18 protein-coding genes are annotated in these 16,215 nt (G+C 68.2%); 9 read left to right on the forward strand and 9 right to left on the reverse strand.

Annotated features, from left to right (window positions below; genetic code table 11):
* Positions 1-47 precede the first annotated feature (47 nt).
* The 7 genes from QZ755_RS08720 to QZ755_RS08750 all read left to right on the forward strand — a co-directional run bounded on the left by QZ755_RS08720 (position 48) and on the right by QZ755_RS08750 (position 5,471).
* Positions 48-758 (forward strand): response regulator transcription factor, encoded by a 711-nt coding sequence (locus QZ755_RS08720; protein ID WP_294321954.1) that lies wholly within the window; start codon positions 48-50, stop codon positions 756-758.
* 166 nt (positions 759-924) lie between these two features.
* Positions 925-2,496: a stimulus-sensing domain-containing protein gene (locus tag QZ755_RS08725; RefSeq protein WP_294321955.1), complete on the forward strand. Its 1,572-nt coding sequence runs from the start codon at positions 925-927 to the stop codon at positions 2,494-2,496.
* The gene (locus tag QZ755_RS08730) at positions 2,493-2,915 is read left to right on the forward strand and encodes an HPr kinase/phosphatase C-terminal domain-containing protein (protein WP_294321957.1); all 423 of its coding nucleotides are present in this window, start codon (positions 2,493-2,495) and stop codon (positions 2,913-2,915) included. The genes QZ755_RS08725 and QZ755_RS08730 overlap by 4 nt, the downstream gene beginning before the upstream one ends.
* Positions 2,915-3,805 (forward strand): RNase adapter RapZ, encoded by an 891-nt coding sequence (rapZ, locus tag QZ755_RS08735; RefSeq protein WP_294321959.1) that lies wholly within the window; start codon positions 2,915-2,917, stop codon positions 3,803-3,805. Before QZ755_RS08730 ends, rapZ begins: the two co-directional genes overlap by 1 nt.
* 23 nt (positions 3,806-3,828) lie before the next feature.
* Positions 3,829-4,236 (forward strand): PTS sugar transporter subunit IIA, encoded by a 408-nt coding sequence (locus tag QZ755_RS08740; protein WP_055761511.1) that lies wholly within the window; start codon positions 3,829-3,831, stop codon positions 4,234-4,236.
* The gene (locus tag QZ755_RS08745) at positions 4,233-4,502 is read left to right on the forward strand and encodes an HPr family phosphocarrier protein (RefSeq protein WP_294321962.1); all 270 of its coding nucleotides are present in this window, start codon (positions 4,233-4,235) and stop codon (positions 4,500-4,502) included. The genes QZ755_RS08740 and QZ755_RS08745 overlap by 4 nt, the downstream gene beginning before the upstream one ends.
* Positions 4,503-4,721: 219 nt before the next feature.
* Positions 4,722-5,471, forward strand: a complete 750-nt coding sequence (locus QZ755_RS08750) for a DUF4019 domain-containing protein (RefSeq protein WP_294321963.1) — start codon at positions 4,722-4,724, stop codon at positions 5,469-5,471.
* Here the strand turns inward: QZ755_RS08750 and QZ755_RS08755 are convergent.
* Both QZ755_RS08755 and QZ755_RS08760 read right to left on the reverse strand, forming a co-directional pair.
* Entirely contained in the window at positions 5,426-5,848 is a 423-nt protein-coding gene (locus QZ755_RS08755) for a hypothetical protein (RefSeq protein ID WP_294321965.1), read from the reverse strand. The genes QZ755_RS08750 and QZ755_RS08755 overlap by 46 nt on opposite strands.
* 3 nt (positions 5,849-5,851) lie before the next feature.
* On the reverse strand, positions 5,852-7,075 hold the full coding sequence (locus QZ755_RS08760; protein ID WP_294321967.1) for a cyclopropane-fatty-acyl-phospholipid synthase family protein: 1,224 nt from the start codon (positions 7,073-7,075) through the stop codon (positions 5,852-5,854).
* A gap of 108 nt (positions 7,076-7,183) precedes the next feature.
* Here QZ755_RS08760 and QZ755_RS08765 point away from each other — a divergent pair, with 108 nt between their 5' ends.
* Positions 7,184-8,416 (forward strand): glycosyltransferase family 39 protein, encoded by a 1,233-nt coding sequence (locus tag QZ755_RS08765; protein ID WP_294321969.1) that lies wholly within the window; start codon positions 7,184-7,186, stop codon positions 8,414-8,416.
* Here QZ755_RS08765 and QZ755_RS08770 read toward each other — a convergent pair.
* The 5 genes from QZ755_RS08770 to QZ755_RS08790 all read right to left on the reverse strand — a co-directional run bounded on the left by QZ755_RS08770 (position 8,413) and on the right by QZ755_RS08790 (position 13,614).
* Positions 8,413-9,525: a glycosyltransferase family 2 protein gene (locus QZ755_RS08770; RefSeq protein ID WP_294321971.1), complete on the reverse strand. Its 1,113-nt coding sequence runs from the start codon at positions 9,523-9,525 to the stop codon at positions 8,413-8,415. The genes QZ755_RS08765 and QZ755_RS08770 overlap by 4 nt on opposite strands.
* 105 nt (positions 9,526-9,630) lie before the next feature.
* Positions 9,631-10,674 carry a 3-isopropylmalate dehydrogenase gene (leuB, locus tag QZ755_RS08775; RefSeq protein ID WP_294322119.1) on the reverse strand — a complete coding sequence of 348 codons (1,044 nt, stop codon included), beginning with the start codon at positions 10,672-10,674 and terminating at the stop codon, positions 9,631-9,633.
* Between the two features lie 62 nt (positions 10,675-10,736).
* Entirely contained in the window at positions 10,737-11,468 is a 732-nt protein-coding gene (gene recO / locus QZ755_RS08780) for a DNA repair protein RecO (protein ID WP_294321973.1), read from the reverse strand.
* Positions 11,469-11,749: 281 nt separating this feature from the next.
* The gene (locus QZ755_RS08785) at positions 11,750-12,661 is read right to left on the reverse strand and encodes a GNAT family N-acetyltransferase (protein ID WP_294321974.1); all 912 of its coding nucleotides are present in this window, start codon (positions 12,659-12,661) and stop codon (positions 11,750-11,752) included.
* Positions 12,658-13,614, reverse strand: coding sequence for a polysaccharide deacetylase family protein (locus QZ755_RS08790; protein ID WP_294321976.1), 957 nt, complete (start codon positions 13,612-13,614; stop codon positions 12,658-12,660). Before QZ755_RS08790 ends, QZ755_RS08785 begins: the two co-directional genes overlap by 4 nt.
* A gap of 235 nt (positions 13,615-13,849) precedes the next feature.
* Between QZ755_RS08790 and QZ755_RS08795 the strand changes: the two genes are divergently transcribed.
* Positions 13,850-14,020: a hypothetical protein gene (locus QZ755_RS08795; protein ID WP_294321977.1), complete on the forward strand. Its 171-nt coding sequence runs from the start codon at positions 13,850-13,852 to the stop codon at positions 14,018-14,020.
* A gap of 49 nt (positions 14,021-14,069) precedes the next feature.
* Here the strand turns inward: QZ755_RS08795 and QZ755_RS08800 are convergent, their stop codons facing one another.
* Positions 14,070-14,267 carry a type II toxin-antitoxin system CcdA family antitoxin gene (locus QZ755_RS08800; protein WP_294321979.1) on the reverse strand — a complete coding sequence of 66 codons (198 nt, stop codon included), beginning with the start codon at positions 14,265-14,267 and terminating at the stop codon, positions 14,070-14,072.
* Complete coding sequence (gene uvrC, locus QZ755_RS08805) at positions 14,245-16,176, reverse strand: excinuclease ABC subunit UvrC (RefSeq protein WP_294321981.1); 1,932 nt, start codon at positions 16,174-16,176, stop codon at positions 14,245-14,247. Before uvrC ends, QZ755_RS08800 begins: the two co-directional genes overlap by 23 nt.
* Between the last annotated feature and the right edge of the window lie 39 nt (positions 16,177-16,215).

The raw sequence follows: 16,215 nt of genomic DNA on the forward strand, positions 1-16,215 counted from the left end.
CGCCCTTTCCCGTAACCGTCAGGCGTGATGCACACGGATTTCCGCCCATGACCGCGACGATCGCGCTGGTCGATGATGACCGCAACATCCTGACGTCGGTATCGATCGCGTTGCAGACCGAAGGCTTTGTCACGCGGGTCTATTCGGATGGCGAAGTGGCGCTGAAGGCCTTTGCCGAGAACCCTCCCGACCTGGCCGTGCTGGACATCAAGATGCCGCGGATGGACGGCCTCGAACTGCTGCGCCGGTTGCGGGAAAAAAGCCGGCTGCCGGTGATCTTCCTGACCAGCAAGGACGACGAGCTGGACGAGGCGCTGGGCCTTGCCATGGGTGCCGACGACTATATCGCCAAGCCGTTTTCGCAGCGGCTGCTGATCGCGCGCATCCGCGCCATCCTGCGCCGGGCCGAACCGGCGCTGGCCGGTGAGCCGGGCAGTCCCGAGGGTACGCCCCAGGCGGTGCTGGAGCGCGGACGCCTCGCGATGGACCCGGCGCGGCACAAGGTGACGTGGAACGGCGAGAACGTCACGCTGACCGTGACCGAGTTCCTGATCCTCGAAACGCTTGCCAGCCGCCCCGGCATCGTCAAGACGCGCAACCAGTTGATGGACGCCGCCTATCAGGACGACATCTATGTCGACGACCGCACGATCGACAGCCACATCAAGCGGTTGCGCCGCAAGTTCCGACAGGTCGACAAGGAATTCGACGCGATCGAGACGCTGTATGGCGCGGGGTATCGCTTCGCGGACGAATAGGGTGGGCAGCGGCAGTCGGCCTTTGGTTCGACGCGTACGTCAAACGGCATCGTACCCCGGCGAAGGCCGGGGTCCAGTTGGGAAACGTCCGTGATGGAAGCGCGAAGTGCCGTAACTGGACCCCGGCCTTCGCCGGGGTACGGTATTGGTGGATGCGGAACCGCTGATGCCCCCCGCTGACATCCCCGAGGACCTGCCGGTCGACGAAGGCGCGCTGTCGCTCCGCTGGTCGGGGCGGGTGTCGCTGACGCCGCGCATCCTGTTCGTGAACATCTTTGCGCTCGCCTTGCTGGCCGGCGGGTTCTTCTATCTCGACAGTTATCGCGCGCGGATCGTTGACGGGCGGGTGGCGCAGGCGGAGCGCGAGGTGCGGCTGATCGCCGAGGCGCTGTCGCTGATGGCACCCGACGACCGCACCGACGAAATGGTCAATTTCGCGCGCAAGTCGGGGCTGCGCCTGCGCATCTATGACCGGCGCGGGCGGCTGGTCGCCGACAGCCGGGTGCTGGGCGTACGCAATTTCCAGCTGGTCGATCCGGACAAGGACGGCTGGCAACAGGATGCCGCGCGCGCGCTGGACGCCGGGATCGACACGGTGGTCGGCAACGAACGCGACCCGCTGTACCGCGAACGCGCGCCGGGGCGCGGACTGCGCTGGCCCGATGTGGTGACGGTGCGGACGACCGGGGCGACCGCCGCCACCGTGTGGCGGGCGCCGGACCGGACGCCGGTCGTCACCGCCGCCGCGCCGCTGCCGGAGGACCGGGTGCTGATGGCGACGGTCAACGCGCGCGACATCACCTCCACCGTCCGGTCGGAGCGGTTTCGCCTGAGCCTGGTGCTGGGCGTCGCGGTGCTGCTGTCGGTGCTGTTGTCGCTGTTCCTGGCGCGCACCATCGTCCGGCCGATGCGGATGCTGGCGCGTGCCGCGATCCGGGTGCGGCTGGGCCGTGCGCGCGAGGTGGTGGTGCCGCGCCTGCCCAGCCGCCGGGACGAGATCGGGATGCTCGCCCGCGCGCTGTCGGACATGACCAGTACGCTGCGCAGCCGGATCGACGCGACCGAGGCGTTCGCCGCCGACGTCACGCACGAGCTGAAGAACCCGCTCGCCTCGCTACGCTCCGCGGTCGACGGGCTGGGCGCGGTGAAGGACCCCGATCTGCAGGCGCAGTTGCTGGCGATCGTGCAGGACGATGTGCATCGGCTCGACCGGCTGATTACCGACATTTCCGACGCATCGCGGCTGGATGCGCAGCTGGCGCGGGCGAAGTTCGAAAGCGTCGATCTGGTCGCGCTGATCGCCGCGCTGGTCGCCTATCGCACCGATCGCGGGATCGAACGCGACGTGGTGCTGCGCTTCGACCCCGACGAACCGCTGGTGGTCAGCGGCGAGGGTGCGCGGCTGGAACGGGTGTTCGCCAATCTGATCGACAACGCCATTTCCTTCTCTCCCCCCGGCGGCACGGTGCGGATCGCCGGCGGCAATGACGGCGACCTGGTGGAGATCGAGGTGGTCGACGATGGCCCCGGCGTGCCCCCCGAACAGCGCGAGGCGGTGTTCCGCCGGTTCCATTCGGTGCGACCAGGCGACGAGGCTTTCGGACGACATTCGGGCCTTGGCCTTGCCATCGCGCGGACCATCGTCGAAGGGCATGGCGGTATGATCGCCGCAGAATCACGCCGGGACCAGCGCGAGGGCGCACGCTTCGTGGTGCAGCTGCCGGTGGCGGGCGCATGAGCGACGAGCCGCCGCAACCCGTCCATGCGTCGTGCGTGGCGATCGACGGGCGCGCCGTGCTGATCGCCGGGCCGTCGGGGGCGGGCAAGTCGGACCTGACGCTGCGGCTGATCGATGCCGGCGCGATGCTGGTCAGCGACGACTATACGGCGCTGACCGTGCGGGACGGCGCGCTGTACGCCGCGCCGCCCGCGACCATCGCCGGGCGGATCGAAGTGCGCGGCATCGGCATCGTCGAGCGCCCCTTCGTCGCCGACGTGCCCGTCGCCCTGTGGGTCGCGGCCGGAATGCCCGAACGGATGCCCGAGCCCATGACCCATGTCGTCGCCGGCATATCCCTGCCCGCCTATACCCTTTCCCTGCTGGAGGCCTCCGCCCCGGCGCGTATCCACCTGATGCTCGACAGGATCGCACGATAATGCAGCACGCCAACATCCTGCTGGTCACCGGCATGTCCGGTGCGGGGAAATCGACGGTCCTCAAGACGCTGGAGGACAGCGGCTGGGACATTGTCGACAATCTGCCGCTGCGCCTGCTCGGCCAGCTGATCGCCGCGACGCCCGCCGATGCCGACCGGCCGCTTGCCGTCGGAATCGGAACGCGGACACGCGGGTTCGACGCCGAACAGATCGTCGCCGCGATCCGCGCCCGGCCGGAGTTCGGGGTCAGCGTCCTGTTCCTCGACAGCAGCCAGGCCGAGCTGGAGCGGCGCTACAACGAAACGCGGCGACGCCACCCGCTGGCCAGCGACCGCACCGCCGCCGACGGGATCGAGAGCGAACGCGAGGTGCTGGAGCCGCTGCGCGCCTTCGCCAACCGGCTGCTCGATACCACCAATTTCAGCCGCAACGACCTGGCGCAATGGACGCGCGAGACCTTTGCCGAACCGGACAGCAGCGCGCCGGTGCTGTCGGTGCTGTCGTTCGGCTTCTCGCGCGGGGTGCCGCGCAACGCCGATATCGTGCTGGACATGCGGTTCCTGCGCAATCCGCACTGGGACCCGGTGCTGCGGCCGGGAACGGGGCTGGACCCCGATGTCGCCGCCTATGTGCAGGCCGACCCCGCCTATGACGCGGCGATCGCGTCGTTCGAAACGATGCTGCTGACCCTCCTCCCCCGCTATCGCGCGGAGGGGAAATCCTATGTCACCATCGCCTTTGGCTGTACCGGCGGGCGGCACCGGTCGGTCCATGTCGCCGAACGGATGGGCGCATGGTTGCGTACCCAGGGATTTTCGCCCACGATACACCATCGCGACCTAGGCACCGCGCCGCAGGATTCGCTGGAAGGCGCAAAGCAGGCGCCATGACGGATGTAGGAACGACGACGAACATGATCGGCCTGGTTTTGGTGACGCACGGACGTCTTGCCGAGGAGTTCGTCGTGGCGATGGAGCATGTCGTGGGTCCGCAGGAGCGGATCGGCACGGTGTGTATCGGTCCCGAGGACGATATGGAGGAACGCCGCGCCGACATCGCCAAGGCGATCGCCGATGTCGATGCCGGACAGGGCGTGATCGTGCTGACCGACCTGTTCGGCGGCACGCCCAGCAATCTTGCCATCTCGCTGATGGAAACGGGCCGGATCGAGGTGATCGCGGGCATCAACCTGCCGATGCTGATCCGGCTGGGCGGTGCGCGCAAGGCGATGAAGGTCGCCGAAGCCGTCGCCGCCGCGCGCGAGGCGGGGCGCAAGTACATCTCGGTCGCCAGCGAAGTGCTGGGCGAGGCGGCGGCGTGAGCGTCACCCGCACCGTCCAGATCACCAACCGCCGCGGGCTGCACGCGCGCGCCAGCGCCAAGTTCGTGACCATGGCCGCCGCCGCTCCGATCGAGGTCAGTGTCGAAAAGGACGGATCGCGGGTCACCGGCACGTCGATCATGGGCCTGATGATGCTGGGCGCGGCCAAGGGTGACCACATCACGATCAGCGCGGTCGGTGACGGCGCCGAGGCGGTGGTGGGACAGCTGTGTCAGCTGGTCGAGGATCGTTTCGGCGAGGATTGAGCGGCCGGGGGGCGTGGATCGCCCCCTCCCCGTCGTCACGTCGGCTCCACGCGTCATCCCAGCGAAGGCTGGGATCTCCCGGTCATGGCACGAGGCAGGAGCCGCTTGAGGCCCCAGCCTGCGCTGGGGCGACGTTCGCTTCGGGTTTGACGGGCCGTCGTACCCGTCCCAAATTTTTAGGGGTAGCCGCTCCCCTGGCCCGGACATAGGCCGAACCCCATGAACCTGCCGACCAAAGCAGCCCTCGACGCCCTGACCGAAAAGGAAAAGCAGACGCTGCGCCTGATCGTGCGTGGGCATGATGCGAAGTCGGTCGCGGTCACGCTGGGGCTGTCGGTCCATACCATCAACGAACGGCTGCGCGATGCGCGGCGCAAGCTGGCGGTGTCGAGCAGCCGCGAGGCGGCGCGGCTGTTGCTCGACGCCGAGACCCCCGAGAATCTGGGGGACGAAAGAACCGGGGAGGACGCACGGAGCGCGGCAAACGATGTGGGATCGGCGCCGGACGACGGCGCGACACCGGCGCGTCGCCGGTGGCCGGTTCTGATCGGAGTGATGCTGATGACCTTCGCCCTTGGCCTGCTGGCCCTGACCCTGATGCCCGGTTCGACCCAGGCGCCGCCCCCGTCGGCCACCGCACCCGCCACGCCTGCGTCCGACGCAGCGCGCACCTTTCTCGAACTGGTCGATGCCGGGCGCTGGAGCGACAGCTATGGCCGGTTCGGCGCGGCGTTTCGCAAGCTGAACAGCGAAGCGGTGTGGAGCGAGGTGTCGCAGCGCGTGCGCCCGCCGCTGGGCATGGTCGTGTCGCGGACGCTGCTGGGGCAGGAGACGATCCCCGTGCCGCCGGCCGGCGTCGAAATGCTGAAATTCCGCACCCGCTTCGCGACCGGCGGCGACAAGGTCGAGACGGTGACGCTCGATCAGGAAGGCGGCGACTGGAAGGTCGTCGGGGTGACGATCGAGTAATCGGGCAGGTCGTCCGGCAGGGTCCAGCGCGGCGGCCAGCCATCGAAATCGGTCGCCGCGCGGATCGTGTCGCCGGCCAGCGCGAAGAAGACATATTCCGGCGGATCGGGCCAGCCGGACCAGTCGCGGTCGCGCACGATCCAGCGTTCGTCATCGACCTCCGCCACCACGTATACATGGTCGCCGAACCGGCCGAGAATCGGGTGCCCTTCGATCGCGGCGATCTCTGCGGCGGTCGGCACACGCCACCGGACGTCGCGGCGGCGCGCCCGGCGGAAGTACCGCCGGAAGCGCAGGTCGTCGCGCAGGCTCTGCCCGAACCCATCGGGGTCGACCGATGGCGGCGAACGCCCGAACAGCCAGTCGAATATGCGCAAGCCCTATCCCCGCAACCGCCGCTCCTCCTCCAGCATATAATCCCGCGTCAGCGGCAGGGCGAGGCGGTTGCGGGTGAGCTGGACCTGGTAGTTGACCATGCCGCCATGGCGGAACGCCGCCGCCGCGCCGGCCAGATAGAAGGTCCACATGCGGTAGAATTTCTCGTCGTACAGCTCGACGATGGCATCCTTCGCCGCGACGGTGCGGTCGTACCAGTGGTCGATGGTCAGCGCGTAATGGACGCGCAGTACCTCGATATCGGTCGCGATCAGCTTGGTTCCTTCGTAGCCGCGCACGATTTCGGACAGCGCCGGGTTGTAGCCGCCGGGAAAGATGTATTTGGTGGTGAAGGTGTCGGTGACGCCGGGCACGCCCATCCGGCCGATGGTGTGCATCAGCATCACGCCATCATCGGTCAGCAGTTCGCGGCACTTGCGGAAGAAGGCGCCATATTGCGGCGGGCCGACATGTTCGAACATGCCGACCGACACGATCCGGTCGAACCGGCCGGTGACGTGGCGATAGTCGATCAGTTCGAACTTCACCTTGTCGGCAACGCCCGCTTCCTCGGCACGGCGGCGGGCGACCTTGATCTGCTCTTCGGACAAGGTGACGCCCAGCACCTCCGCGCCGGTCTTGCGGTGCAGGTACAGCGCCATCCCACCCCAGCCGCAGCCGATGTCAAGAACCCGCATCCCCGGACGCAGCGCCAGCTTCGCGGCGATATGCGCCTTCTTGTCAGCCTGCGCCTGTTCGAGGCTGTTGGCGGGATCGGTGAAATAGGCGCAGCTATATTGCCGGTCGATGTCGAGGAAGAGCGCGTAGAGCCGGTCGGACAAATCGTAGTGATGCGCCACGTTACGCTTCGACCGGCGGGCCATGTTGACCCGGTCGATCCGGTGGCGGACCGCATCGAACAACCGGATCGGCAGCGACGGCGCCAGCGAGTTGCCCCGGCCCCAGGGGGTATTGCCGGTCAGCAGCTCGACCAGATCGCGAATGTCGCCGCGATCGATGACGAGCTGCCCGTCCATGAACGCCTCCGCCGCGCCCAGTGCGGGATGGCGGACGATGCGGCCAGCGACGCCGGGATGGGTGAAGCGGATCGCGACGTCGGGAAAGGCCGGGTCGGCGGTGCCGAAGGTGACGGTGCGGCCATCGGCATGGGTTAGGGAGAGCGTACCGCGACGGACGGTACGGGCGAGGAACGTATCGATCAGTGCCATGTCGCGATGCAATATGCACGGATTGTGGCAAGTGATGGGCGATACGGCAAATCCTCCCCGTGCCGGGGAGGATAGGCACGCCTCCGCGCTTCCGCTACACCCCGCCCCATGCTCTCCCGCCTGCGCGATCGCCCGTGGACCACCGCCCTGTTGATCGCGTGTTTCGCGCAGTTGCTGTTTATGTGGGGCCTCGGGCGGCCGGGGAAGCTGTCGTTCGACGAGGTGCATTACGTGCCCGCCGCGCGGACGCTGCTGGCGCTCGCCTATCCCGCCAATACCGAACATCCGCTGGTGGCAAAGATGTGCATCGCGGCGGGCATCGCGGTGTTCGGCGACGATCCATGGGGTTGGCGCATCTTCGGCACGCTGGCCGGGACCGCGACGGTGCTGGGCGTGTTCGCGTGCCTGCAGCTGCTGTTCCGGCGGGTGCAGGTGGCGGTGTTCGGCGCAGCGCTGACCATGCTGAACCAGACGCTGCTGATCGAGGCACGCACCGCGATGCTGGAGGTGTATCTCGGCGCGTTCACCACCCTCGCCATCGCTGCCTTGCTGTGGTCGATGCGGGGGCGACCGACGGTCAGGCTGGCGCTGTCGGCGGCGTTGTTCGGGCTGGCGGTCGGGGTGAAATGGGCGGCGGTGCCCTATGTCGCGGGTGCGGGGCTGTTGCTGGTATGGGGCAAGAGCGACGGGCGGGATTATTGGCCGGGGCTGCCGCTGTTTCCGGCGCTGGCGCTGTTCGGCGCGATCAGCATCGGCACCTATTTCGCGACCTTTGCCCCCGCCTTCTTCTATGCGCAGGATCCGCTGACGCTGACGCGGGTGATCCCGTTCCAGGTCGAGATGTACCAGCGGCAGACGCAAATTCTGGCCCCCCATCCCTATCAGTCGAGCTGGTGGAGCTGGCCGCTGCTGATCCGGCCGATCTGGTATTTCTACGAACCCGACAATGGCGTGCAGCGCGGCGTGCTGCTGCTCGGCAATCCGGCGATCATGTGGGGCGGGCTGGCCGCGGTGGCCGCGTGCCTGTGGGCCGGGTGGCGGCGGCGGTCGCGGGCATTGCTGGGGGTCGGGCTGCTCTGGGTCGGGTCGCTGGCGGTGTGGGCCGTGATCCCGAAATCGCTCGGCTTCTATTACTATTACCATCTGTCGAGCATCTGGTTGTGCCTCGCGCTGGCGGCGGCATTCCATGGCTGTGCCAAGGGGCGGTTCGCGCGGGCGAACGAATGGTTCGCGCTGCCGGTGCTGATGCTGTTCGTCTATTTCTACCCGATCATCTCCGCCGCGCCGCTCGACGGGCCGCAGGCATTCAACCGGTGGATGTGGTTCGACAGCTGGCGCTAGGCCGATCGCTTCCGCCCGTACCGCCCCCACGTAAAGCGCGACGACAGCGCGAAATTCCACACCGCACCGACCGCGATTCCAGCCAGCGCCGGCAACGCCCATGCGTGCCCGCGCACATCGTACAGGAACGCCGCGACGCCGACATTGGCGACCGCGCCGACCGAACACACCGCGCAGAACGATACCCACCCATTGGCCAGCGCCCGTGCGCCCCGCAGCCGCCGGTCGCGATAGGTCAGCAGGTTGTTGAGGAAGAAGTTGAAGGTCATCGCGACCATCGTCGCCACGATCGTCGCGCCGATGAACCCGGCCTGCCCCTCCAGCAGCAGCGCCAGTGCCGCCAGATGCACGATCGCGCCCGCCGCACCGATCGCGGAGAACATGACGAAGCGCACCGGCACCACCCGCCCGAACATCCGGTCGTACAGCGCGATCAGATATTCGAGGGCGACGACATGGTCGAGCTTGCTTTCCCCCACCGCTCGCGTGCGGAACACATAGGGTAGCTCGGCGAACGTCAGTGGCTGCGGCGCGGCGGTCAGGATGTCGAGCAGGATCTTGAACCCGATCCCCGACAGGCGCGGCACGACGCGGCGCACAACCTCTCCCCGGATCATGAAGAAGCCGCTCATCGGGTCGGACAGGTCGGCCTTCAGCACGCGGCGCGACAGGCGGGTGGCAAGCGCCGACTTGGCCACGCGGTCGGCATCCCATGCCCCGGTCCCGCCGCCCGCCACGAAGCGCGATCCGATCACCAGGTCGAGCGCCGGATCGGCGATCAGCGCCGCCGCCATGCGCGGCAACAGCGTCTCGTCATGCTGCAGGTCGCCGTCGATCACCGCGACCAGCGGCGCGGCGGTGGCGCACATCCCCTCGATACAGGCGGTCGACAGGCCGCGCCGGCCGATGCGCTGGATCACGCGGACGCGCGGATCGTCGCGGGCGATGGCGCGGGCAACGTCGGCGGTGCCGTCGGGACTGTCGTCGTCGATGAAAATCGCTTCCCACGCGATACCCGTGAGCGCAGCGTCGAGCGCGGCGACGAGCAGGGGAACGTTGCCGCGTTCGTTGAAGACGGGAACGACGATGGCGAGGGCGAGCGGGGTCATATCCGCGCTATCGTACCCCCGCGCACGCGGGGGTCCAGAACCACAGGCGATGTCTTTGGTGGCCCTGGCCCCACGCCTGGGCAGGGGTACGGTAGCGCGAGGGGATCACAGTGCCGCCAGCACCGCGTCCGTCATGTCCTGCGTCGTCGCGGTCCCGCCCAGATCGGGCGTACGGTGCCCGGCGACCAAAGCGGCGGTGACCGCCGCCTCGATCCGGTCCGCCGGCGCGGTCAGCCCCAGCGAATGGCGCAGCATCATCGCCGCCGACAGGATCGTCGCCAGCGGGTTCGCTTTGCCTTGGCCCGCAATGTCCGGCGCGGAGCCGTGGATCGGTTCGTACAGGCCCTTCTTGTCCTGATTGATCGCGGCGGAGGGCAGCATCCCGATCGACCCGGCGCACATGCTCGCCTGATCCGACAGGATGTCGCCGAACAGGTTGCCGGTGACGATCACGTCGAACTGGCCCGGATTGCGCACCAGCTGCATCGCGGCATTGTCGACATACATGTGGGTCAGCTGGACGTCGGGATAATCCTTCGACACCTCGATCACGACATCGCGCCACAGCTGCGAGGTTTCGAGGACGTTGGCCTTGTCGACCGAACACAGCCGGCGGTTGCGGGTCCGCGCGGTGTCGAACGCGACGCGGGCGATGCGGGCGACCTCCGCCTCGTCATAGCGCATCAGGTCATGGCCCTCGCGCAGGCCGTCCGCCGTCGTCCCCCGGCCCTTTTCCCCGAAATACACGTCGCCAGTCAGCTCGCGCACGATCACCATGTCGATCGCGGCGGCAACTTCGGGGCGGAGCGCGGAGGCGTCTTCCAGCCCGGCGAACAGCTTTGCCGGGCGCAGATTGGCGAACAGGCCCAGTTCCTTGCGCAGGCCGAGGATCGCCTGTTCGGGGCGGTGTTCGCGCGCGACATTGTCGAACGCCGGATCGCCGACCGCACCGAACAGGACGGCATCGGCGCGCTTCGCCAGATCGAGCGTCTCTGGCGGCAGCGGGTGGCCGTGCGCACGATAGGCCGCGCCACCGACCGGTGCTTCCGCGAACGTCAGGTCGAGATTCAGTGTATCCAGTACCTGGCGCGCCGCCGCCACTACTTCCGGTCCGATCCCGTCGCCGGGCAGTATCGCGATCAAAGCCATCATATCATCCATGGTTCACGCACGAAGATTGCGTGGGGCAGCCTCTGCCCACTCCGCGCCGCTCACGCAACCGTCCTTTTCAATCGCTCGACCAGCCGGGTGCGTGCCGCCAGCACGTCCTGCCCCTTCAGCCCCAGCAGGTCGCGCGACAGGAAATGGCCCGACAGGGCGAGGCCGTCGAACGCCGCCGCCCAGTCGGCCCGGCCCCCTTCGATCAGGAAGGCGGGCAGCGGCAGCAGGCGGTGTTCGAGGCCGGTCGCCGCCGCGCGCGACACCGCGCCGCCGCTCTTGGGACTGACATGGGTCAGGTCGTCGGTGACGCCGGTCGCGACGCATTCGTCGAGCGAGAGGCCGAAGCCTAGTTCGGACAGGATCAGCAATTCGGTCCGCACCAGCGCCCCCACCCAGTCGCTGGCTCCCGGCGCGACGGCGATCGCGGCAAACAGCCCGTCCAGCGCGGCATGGATGCGGGGATAGGGCAGCGCCTCGGGCAGGGCATAGGCGGTGAGCGCACACATCCAGTCGATCGCGGCGGCGGCCAGCGGTTCGGCGAACAACGGCGCGCGGCTCTCGATCAGCTCGACGGTCAGCGCGGGCAGCTGCGTATCGGTCCGCGCGCGCCAGTCGCCGCGGATGAGGTTGCCCGGTTGCAGCACCGGCCGGATCGCCCGGCTCCGCCCGCCGCGGACATAGCCGAGCTGGACGCCGGCGTGTTCGGTCAGCGCCCGCACCACAGCGCCGTGCTCGCCGTGCGCGCGCACGGACAGGAGGATCGCGGTGGCGTTCAGGTGCATGGGGTGGGTTTAGCAGGGTTTGGCCGGGAATGGGCGCGCAAACCACCGGTTCGCTACGGTCGCCGGGATGCAGTCGCCTTCCCTGACCGTCGACCATCGAGCCGGTCCCTTGCGCCAGTTGACCAAGTGCCGCTGTGGCTGACCGCTCGTGGTCGAGGACGAAAAAACCGAAAGCCCTCAACGGTACCGATCGCAACGTCCGGTACGCTGCCGGTTGGCTTGCAGTAGAACACGGCCACAAATCGGATGGCCATTTCACCTCCGGGGAGGGTACGACAACGCTATCCCCGCCGCACTCGCGCCACCAGCGGGCCGACCACCGGCCAGTCGCGCGCCCGCTTCACCCGCGCCACGGCGCCGTCGAACGCCGCCAGCGCCTTTACCGTCGCGCGGTTGCCTGGCGTCGCGCGCAGCAGGAGCAGGTCGACGCACGCCGTCCCCCCGGTCGCGAACTGGCGTTTGTGCTGGCCCTCGCCCTCGGTAAAGTCGAAGCGCTCGGCCGCCGGTTCCGCGAACAGGGTACGGAATGCTTCCATGTGCAGCACGCTGCCCGGCGACCAGTCGCTCCATGCCGGGTCATGGCCGACATAGTCGTAGCGGACGTCACCCGCCGTCATCGGGCAGTAGAGATAGGCGATCGGTGAATCGCCGACGAACAGCAGCCAGCCGAACGCCTCGCTCCGCGTCCCCTTCCCCTGCATCGCGGCGCGGAAGGCAATGTCGCCCGGCAGACCGGCACCCAGCAGCTTTTCCTGATAGGTCCGCTCCGCCACGCGGCGGGCGATGCCGTGGAACTCGGCCAGCTCCTGCGCGGTGCGATAGGTGCGGACGTCGAGGATGCCTTCGTTCGCCTCGGCCAGCTTCTTCGCCTTGCGCTTCAGGCCGGAGCGGGCGTTGCCCGACAGGCCGGCGAACCACGCGTCAAAGCCGATGGTCAGGTCGGTGTGGTAGCGGGTGTAGCGTTGGCGGACGAAGGTAAAGCCGCTGGCGGGGCGCACCGCGTCCAGCAACGGTTCGGGCAGCGAGGTGACCGACCAGCCATCGGCACCGGGCGGCAGCGGCGGCAGGACCGGTGCCGCCCCCGACAGCACGTCGCGCAGTTCGAGCGGCACGCGCACCAGCCGGCGGCGGATCGCGAACAGCGTTCGCGCGCCGATCTGGAACTTGATCGGCCAGGGGACGGCAATGCTCATGCCGCGCGCTCCTCGACCCAGTTGGACCAGAGCTGTTCGACCTGTCGCCATCTCGTCCGCAAAGCGCTGGCAGGCAGCGGACGGTCGTCCTGCCCCAGCCGCAAGGCGGGACGGTCGCGGAAATGGGTGGTGGGTAGTGCCCCGGCGCGATCGGCCAGCGTGCGGCACAGCGCCTCGAACCGGCGGACATGGACGCCGTTGGCGCGCGTGCCGCTCCGGTTGGCGAGTTCGAAGCCGTGGCTGACGATGGTGACCGCCGCATGGCCCTGCGCGGCGGCATGGGTCAGCGCGGCGCGCATCTCGGCCGCCGACAGCGCGCAGATCTGGAAATGCCGCCGCCCGCCGCCGGGCATGGCGATGGTGGTGACCGGCAGCTCGATCAGGCCGCGATGCGCGACCGGCGCGATCAGGTCGGGCGACAGCGACAGCGCGCTGGGCCAGGGATGGTGCGCGCCGTTATGGCTGCTGTCATAGGCGAAGCCCAAGGCGGCCAGAGCGTCGATCGTGGTGTCGTTGGCGCTGTAGCTGCCCGCGCGGAACGCGACCGGATCGGGCGCGCCCGCGTCCCGCAACAGGTCGCGTGCCTCGCCTAGCAAATCCTGCTGTTCCTGCCGCGACAGGTCGACCAGTTCGAAGCTGCCATGCGCCCGTCCCCGGTCGCCGACCGCCGCACCGACCCAATTGGGGTGGAGGTGGAGTTGCACCTCCTGCCCCGCCGCCAGAACCGCCTCGACGGTCGGGGCGATCGCCGCCATGCCATAGAGGCGCGCGGGAAGCGGATCGACGAAGAAGCAGGCCTTCAGCCCATGCGCGCGCAACTGCTCCAGCTGCCACGTGACGCCGACCCCGGCGGGTTCGAGCGAGCGGGCGACGACGGTCGATGCCGGCAGATCGGCGGCATGGTGCCGCCACATCAATTCGGTGTCGATCGTCAGGAATACCGGCGTGGCCATGGACATGTCCTGCACGGGGTGGCGTAAACATCCCCTAAAGCAGCGGAGACGACGTCGGATATTTTGTACGTCAGGTACCATCGCCCCGTTAACTATCCTAGGGCAGATGCGCCGCGTATTGTTACCCTACCGTACCGAAAATCACGCCGAATCTGGCGGAAATCCGCGCTCGACAAGCGGAACAGGAGCAGCGAACACGTCGTTGGGCGGCGAAACAATCTTACCGGAGGGCTGGATGATCGACGAAACCGACCGTACCGACGCCATCTTCCTCGTCGCCCGTCACGGCCGGGCGGCGTCCGATGTCGCCGGGTCGCACAGCGTTCGCGCGGGCGACCGGGGGGACGCCGGCGAAGCCCGGCGGTGGAAGGCGATCCGCAGCTTCATCCAGCGCAGCATCCGGTAGGACCGGGGCGGCACGGCCTTTGGCCGAGAAACGCGGGCCGCCCGCGACATCACTCCGGCGTGCCCGCCCAGTCGTTCCACTCCGCGATCGCCGCCGCCGTTTCCGCGCGCAATCCGGCCAGCGCCGCCTCCTCGATCGCACGCAGCAGCGCGGCATGGCAGGTGGCGGCGATATCGATCCCCATGCCCTGCGCCCGTGCCACCAGCGCGGGGTCGAGCGCGACACTATCGGGCGTGGAAGAAGTCATACACCCCCTGCGCCATCGCCTTGCTGACCCCCGGTGCCTTTTGCAGGTCTTCGAGACTGGCGTTGCGCACGGCCCGCGCGGTGCCGAAGTGCATCAGCAGCGCCTTCTTCCGCGCCGGGCCGATGCCGGGCACGTCGTCCAATGGACTCGCGCCGATCGCCTTCGACCGTTTGTCGCGGTGCGCGCCGATGACGAAGCGATGGACCTCGTCGCGCAGCCGCTGGAGGTAGAACAGCACCGGCGAATTGACCGGCAGCATCAGTTCGCGCCCGTCCATCAGGTGAAACACCTCGCGCCCGTCGCGGCCGTGGTGCGGCCCCTTCGCCACGCCGACCATGCAGACATCCTCGATGCCCAGATCCTCCAGCACCGCCTTCGCCGCGTTCAGCTGCCCCTTGCCGCCGTCGATCAGCACGAGGTCGGGCCAGCCATTGCCGTCGCGATCGGTCTCGCGGTCCGGATTCTCCTCCTGCGCGCGGGCAAAGCGGCGGGTCAGCACCTCCTTCATCATCGCGAAGTCGTCGTTCGTCTGCGCCTGCTTGATGTTGAACTTGCGATACTGGCCCTTGCGGAACCCTTCCGGCCCGGCGACGACCATCGCCCCCAGCGCATTGGTGCCCTGGATATGGCTGTTGTCGTACACCTCGATCCGGTCGGGTGGCCCCTCCAGTTCGAACAGGTCGGCGACCTCGCGCAGCAGCTTCGCCTGGGTGGTCGATTCCGCGTTGCGACGTTCCAGCGCTTCCTCGGCATTGCGCTTGGCCTGATCGAGCAGGCGGCGGCGCACGCCGCGCTGCGGCACCGACAGCGCGACCTTGAACCCGGCGCGCTCGGCCATCGCCTCGGCCAGTACCTCGCTTTCGGCAAGGTCGCGATCGACGAAGACGTTGCGCGGCGGCGGCACCTCTTCGTAGAATTGCATCAGGAAGGCGGACAGCACCTCGTCCTCCGGCACGTCGTTGGTGTGCGCCGGAAAGAAGCTGCGATGGCCCCAATTCTGGCCGCCGCGAATGAAGAATGCCTGGATGCCGATCGTGCCTTCACGACAGGCCATGGCGAAGATATCGGCATCGCCGACGCCATCGGCGTTGATCGCCTGCGACCCCTGGATGAAGGTCAGCGCCTTCAGCCGGTCGCGCAGCACTGCGGCCAGTTCGAAGTCCATCGCTTCCGCCGCCGCCTGCATCTGCACGCCAAGCTTCGCCTGCACCTTGGTCGATTTGCCGCCAAGGAAATCCTTCGCGTCGGCGATCAGCTCAGCATAGGCCGGCGCGTCGATTCGGCCGACACAGGGGGCCGAGCAGCGCTTGATCTGGTACAGCAGGCACGGCCGGTCGCGCGTCTTGAAGAAATTGTCGGTGCACGACCGCAGCAGGAACAGCTTTTGCAGCGCGTTCAGCGTCTGCGTCACCGATCCCGCGCTGGCGAAGGGGCCGTAATAATTGCCCTTCGCCCGGCGCGCGCCGCGATGCTTCTGGATGCGCGGAAATTCGTGATCGGCGCGCAGCAGGATGAACGGGAACGATTTGTCGTCGCGCAGCAGCACGTTGTAGGGCGGGCGGTAGCGCTTGATGAGCTGCGCTTCGAGCAGCAGCGCCTCCGCCTCGTTATTGGTCGTGACGATGGTCATGCTGCGGGTCTGCGCGACCATGCGCTGCAACCGCTTGGTCAGGCGCGATACCTGCGTATAGTTCGCCACGCGGTTCTTCAGTGCGCGGGCCTTGCCGACATACAGCACCTCGCCGCGCGCATCCTGCATCCGGTACACGCCGGGCCGCACGGGCAGCGTCGCCAGCACGTTGCGGATCGCGGCGACACCGGCATCGATGTCCGGCGCGTCCGACCCGCGCACGGTGAAGCTGGCCTTGTCCTCGTGGAAGCGATTGGGGGCGTTGGGGGTTTCCGACATTCCCGCCGATTTAGGGAGTACGCATGAAGAGTGCCAGCG

Source organism: uncultured Sphingomonas sp. (assembly GCF_913776855.1).
In the GTDB taxonomy this organism is placed as follows: Bacteria; Pseudomonadota; Alphaproteobacteria; order Sphingomonadales; family Sphingomonadaceae; genus Sphingomonas.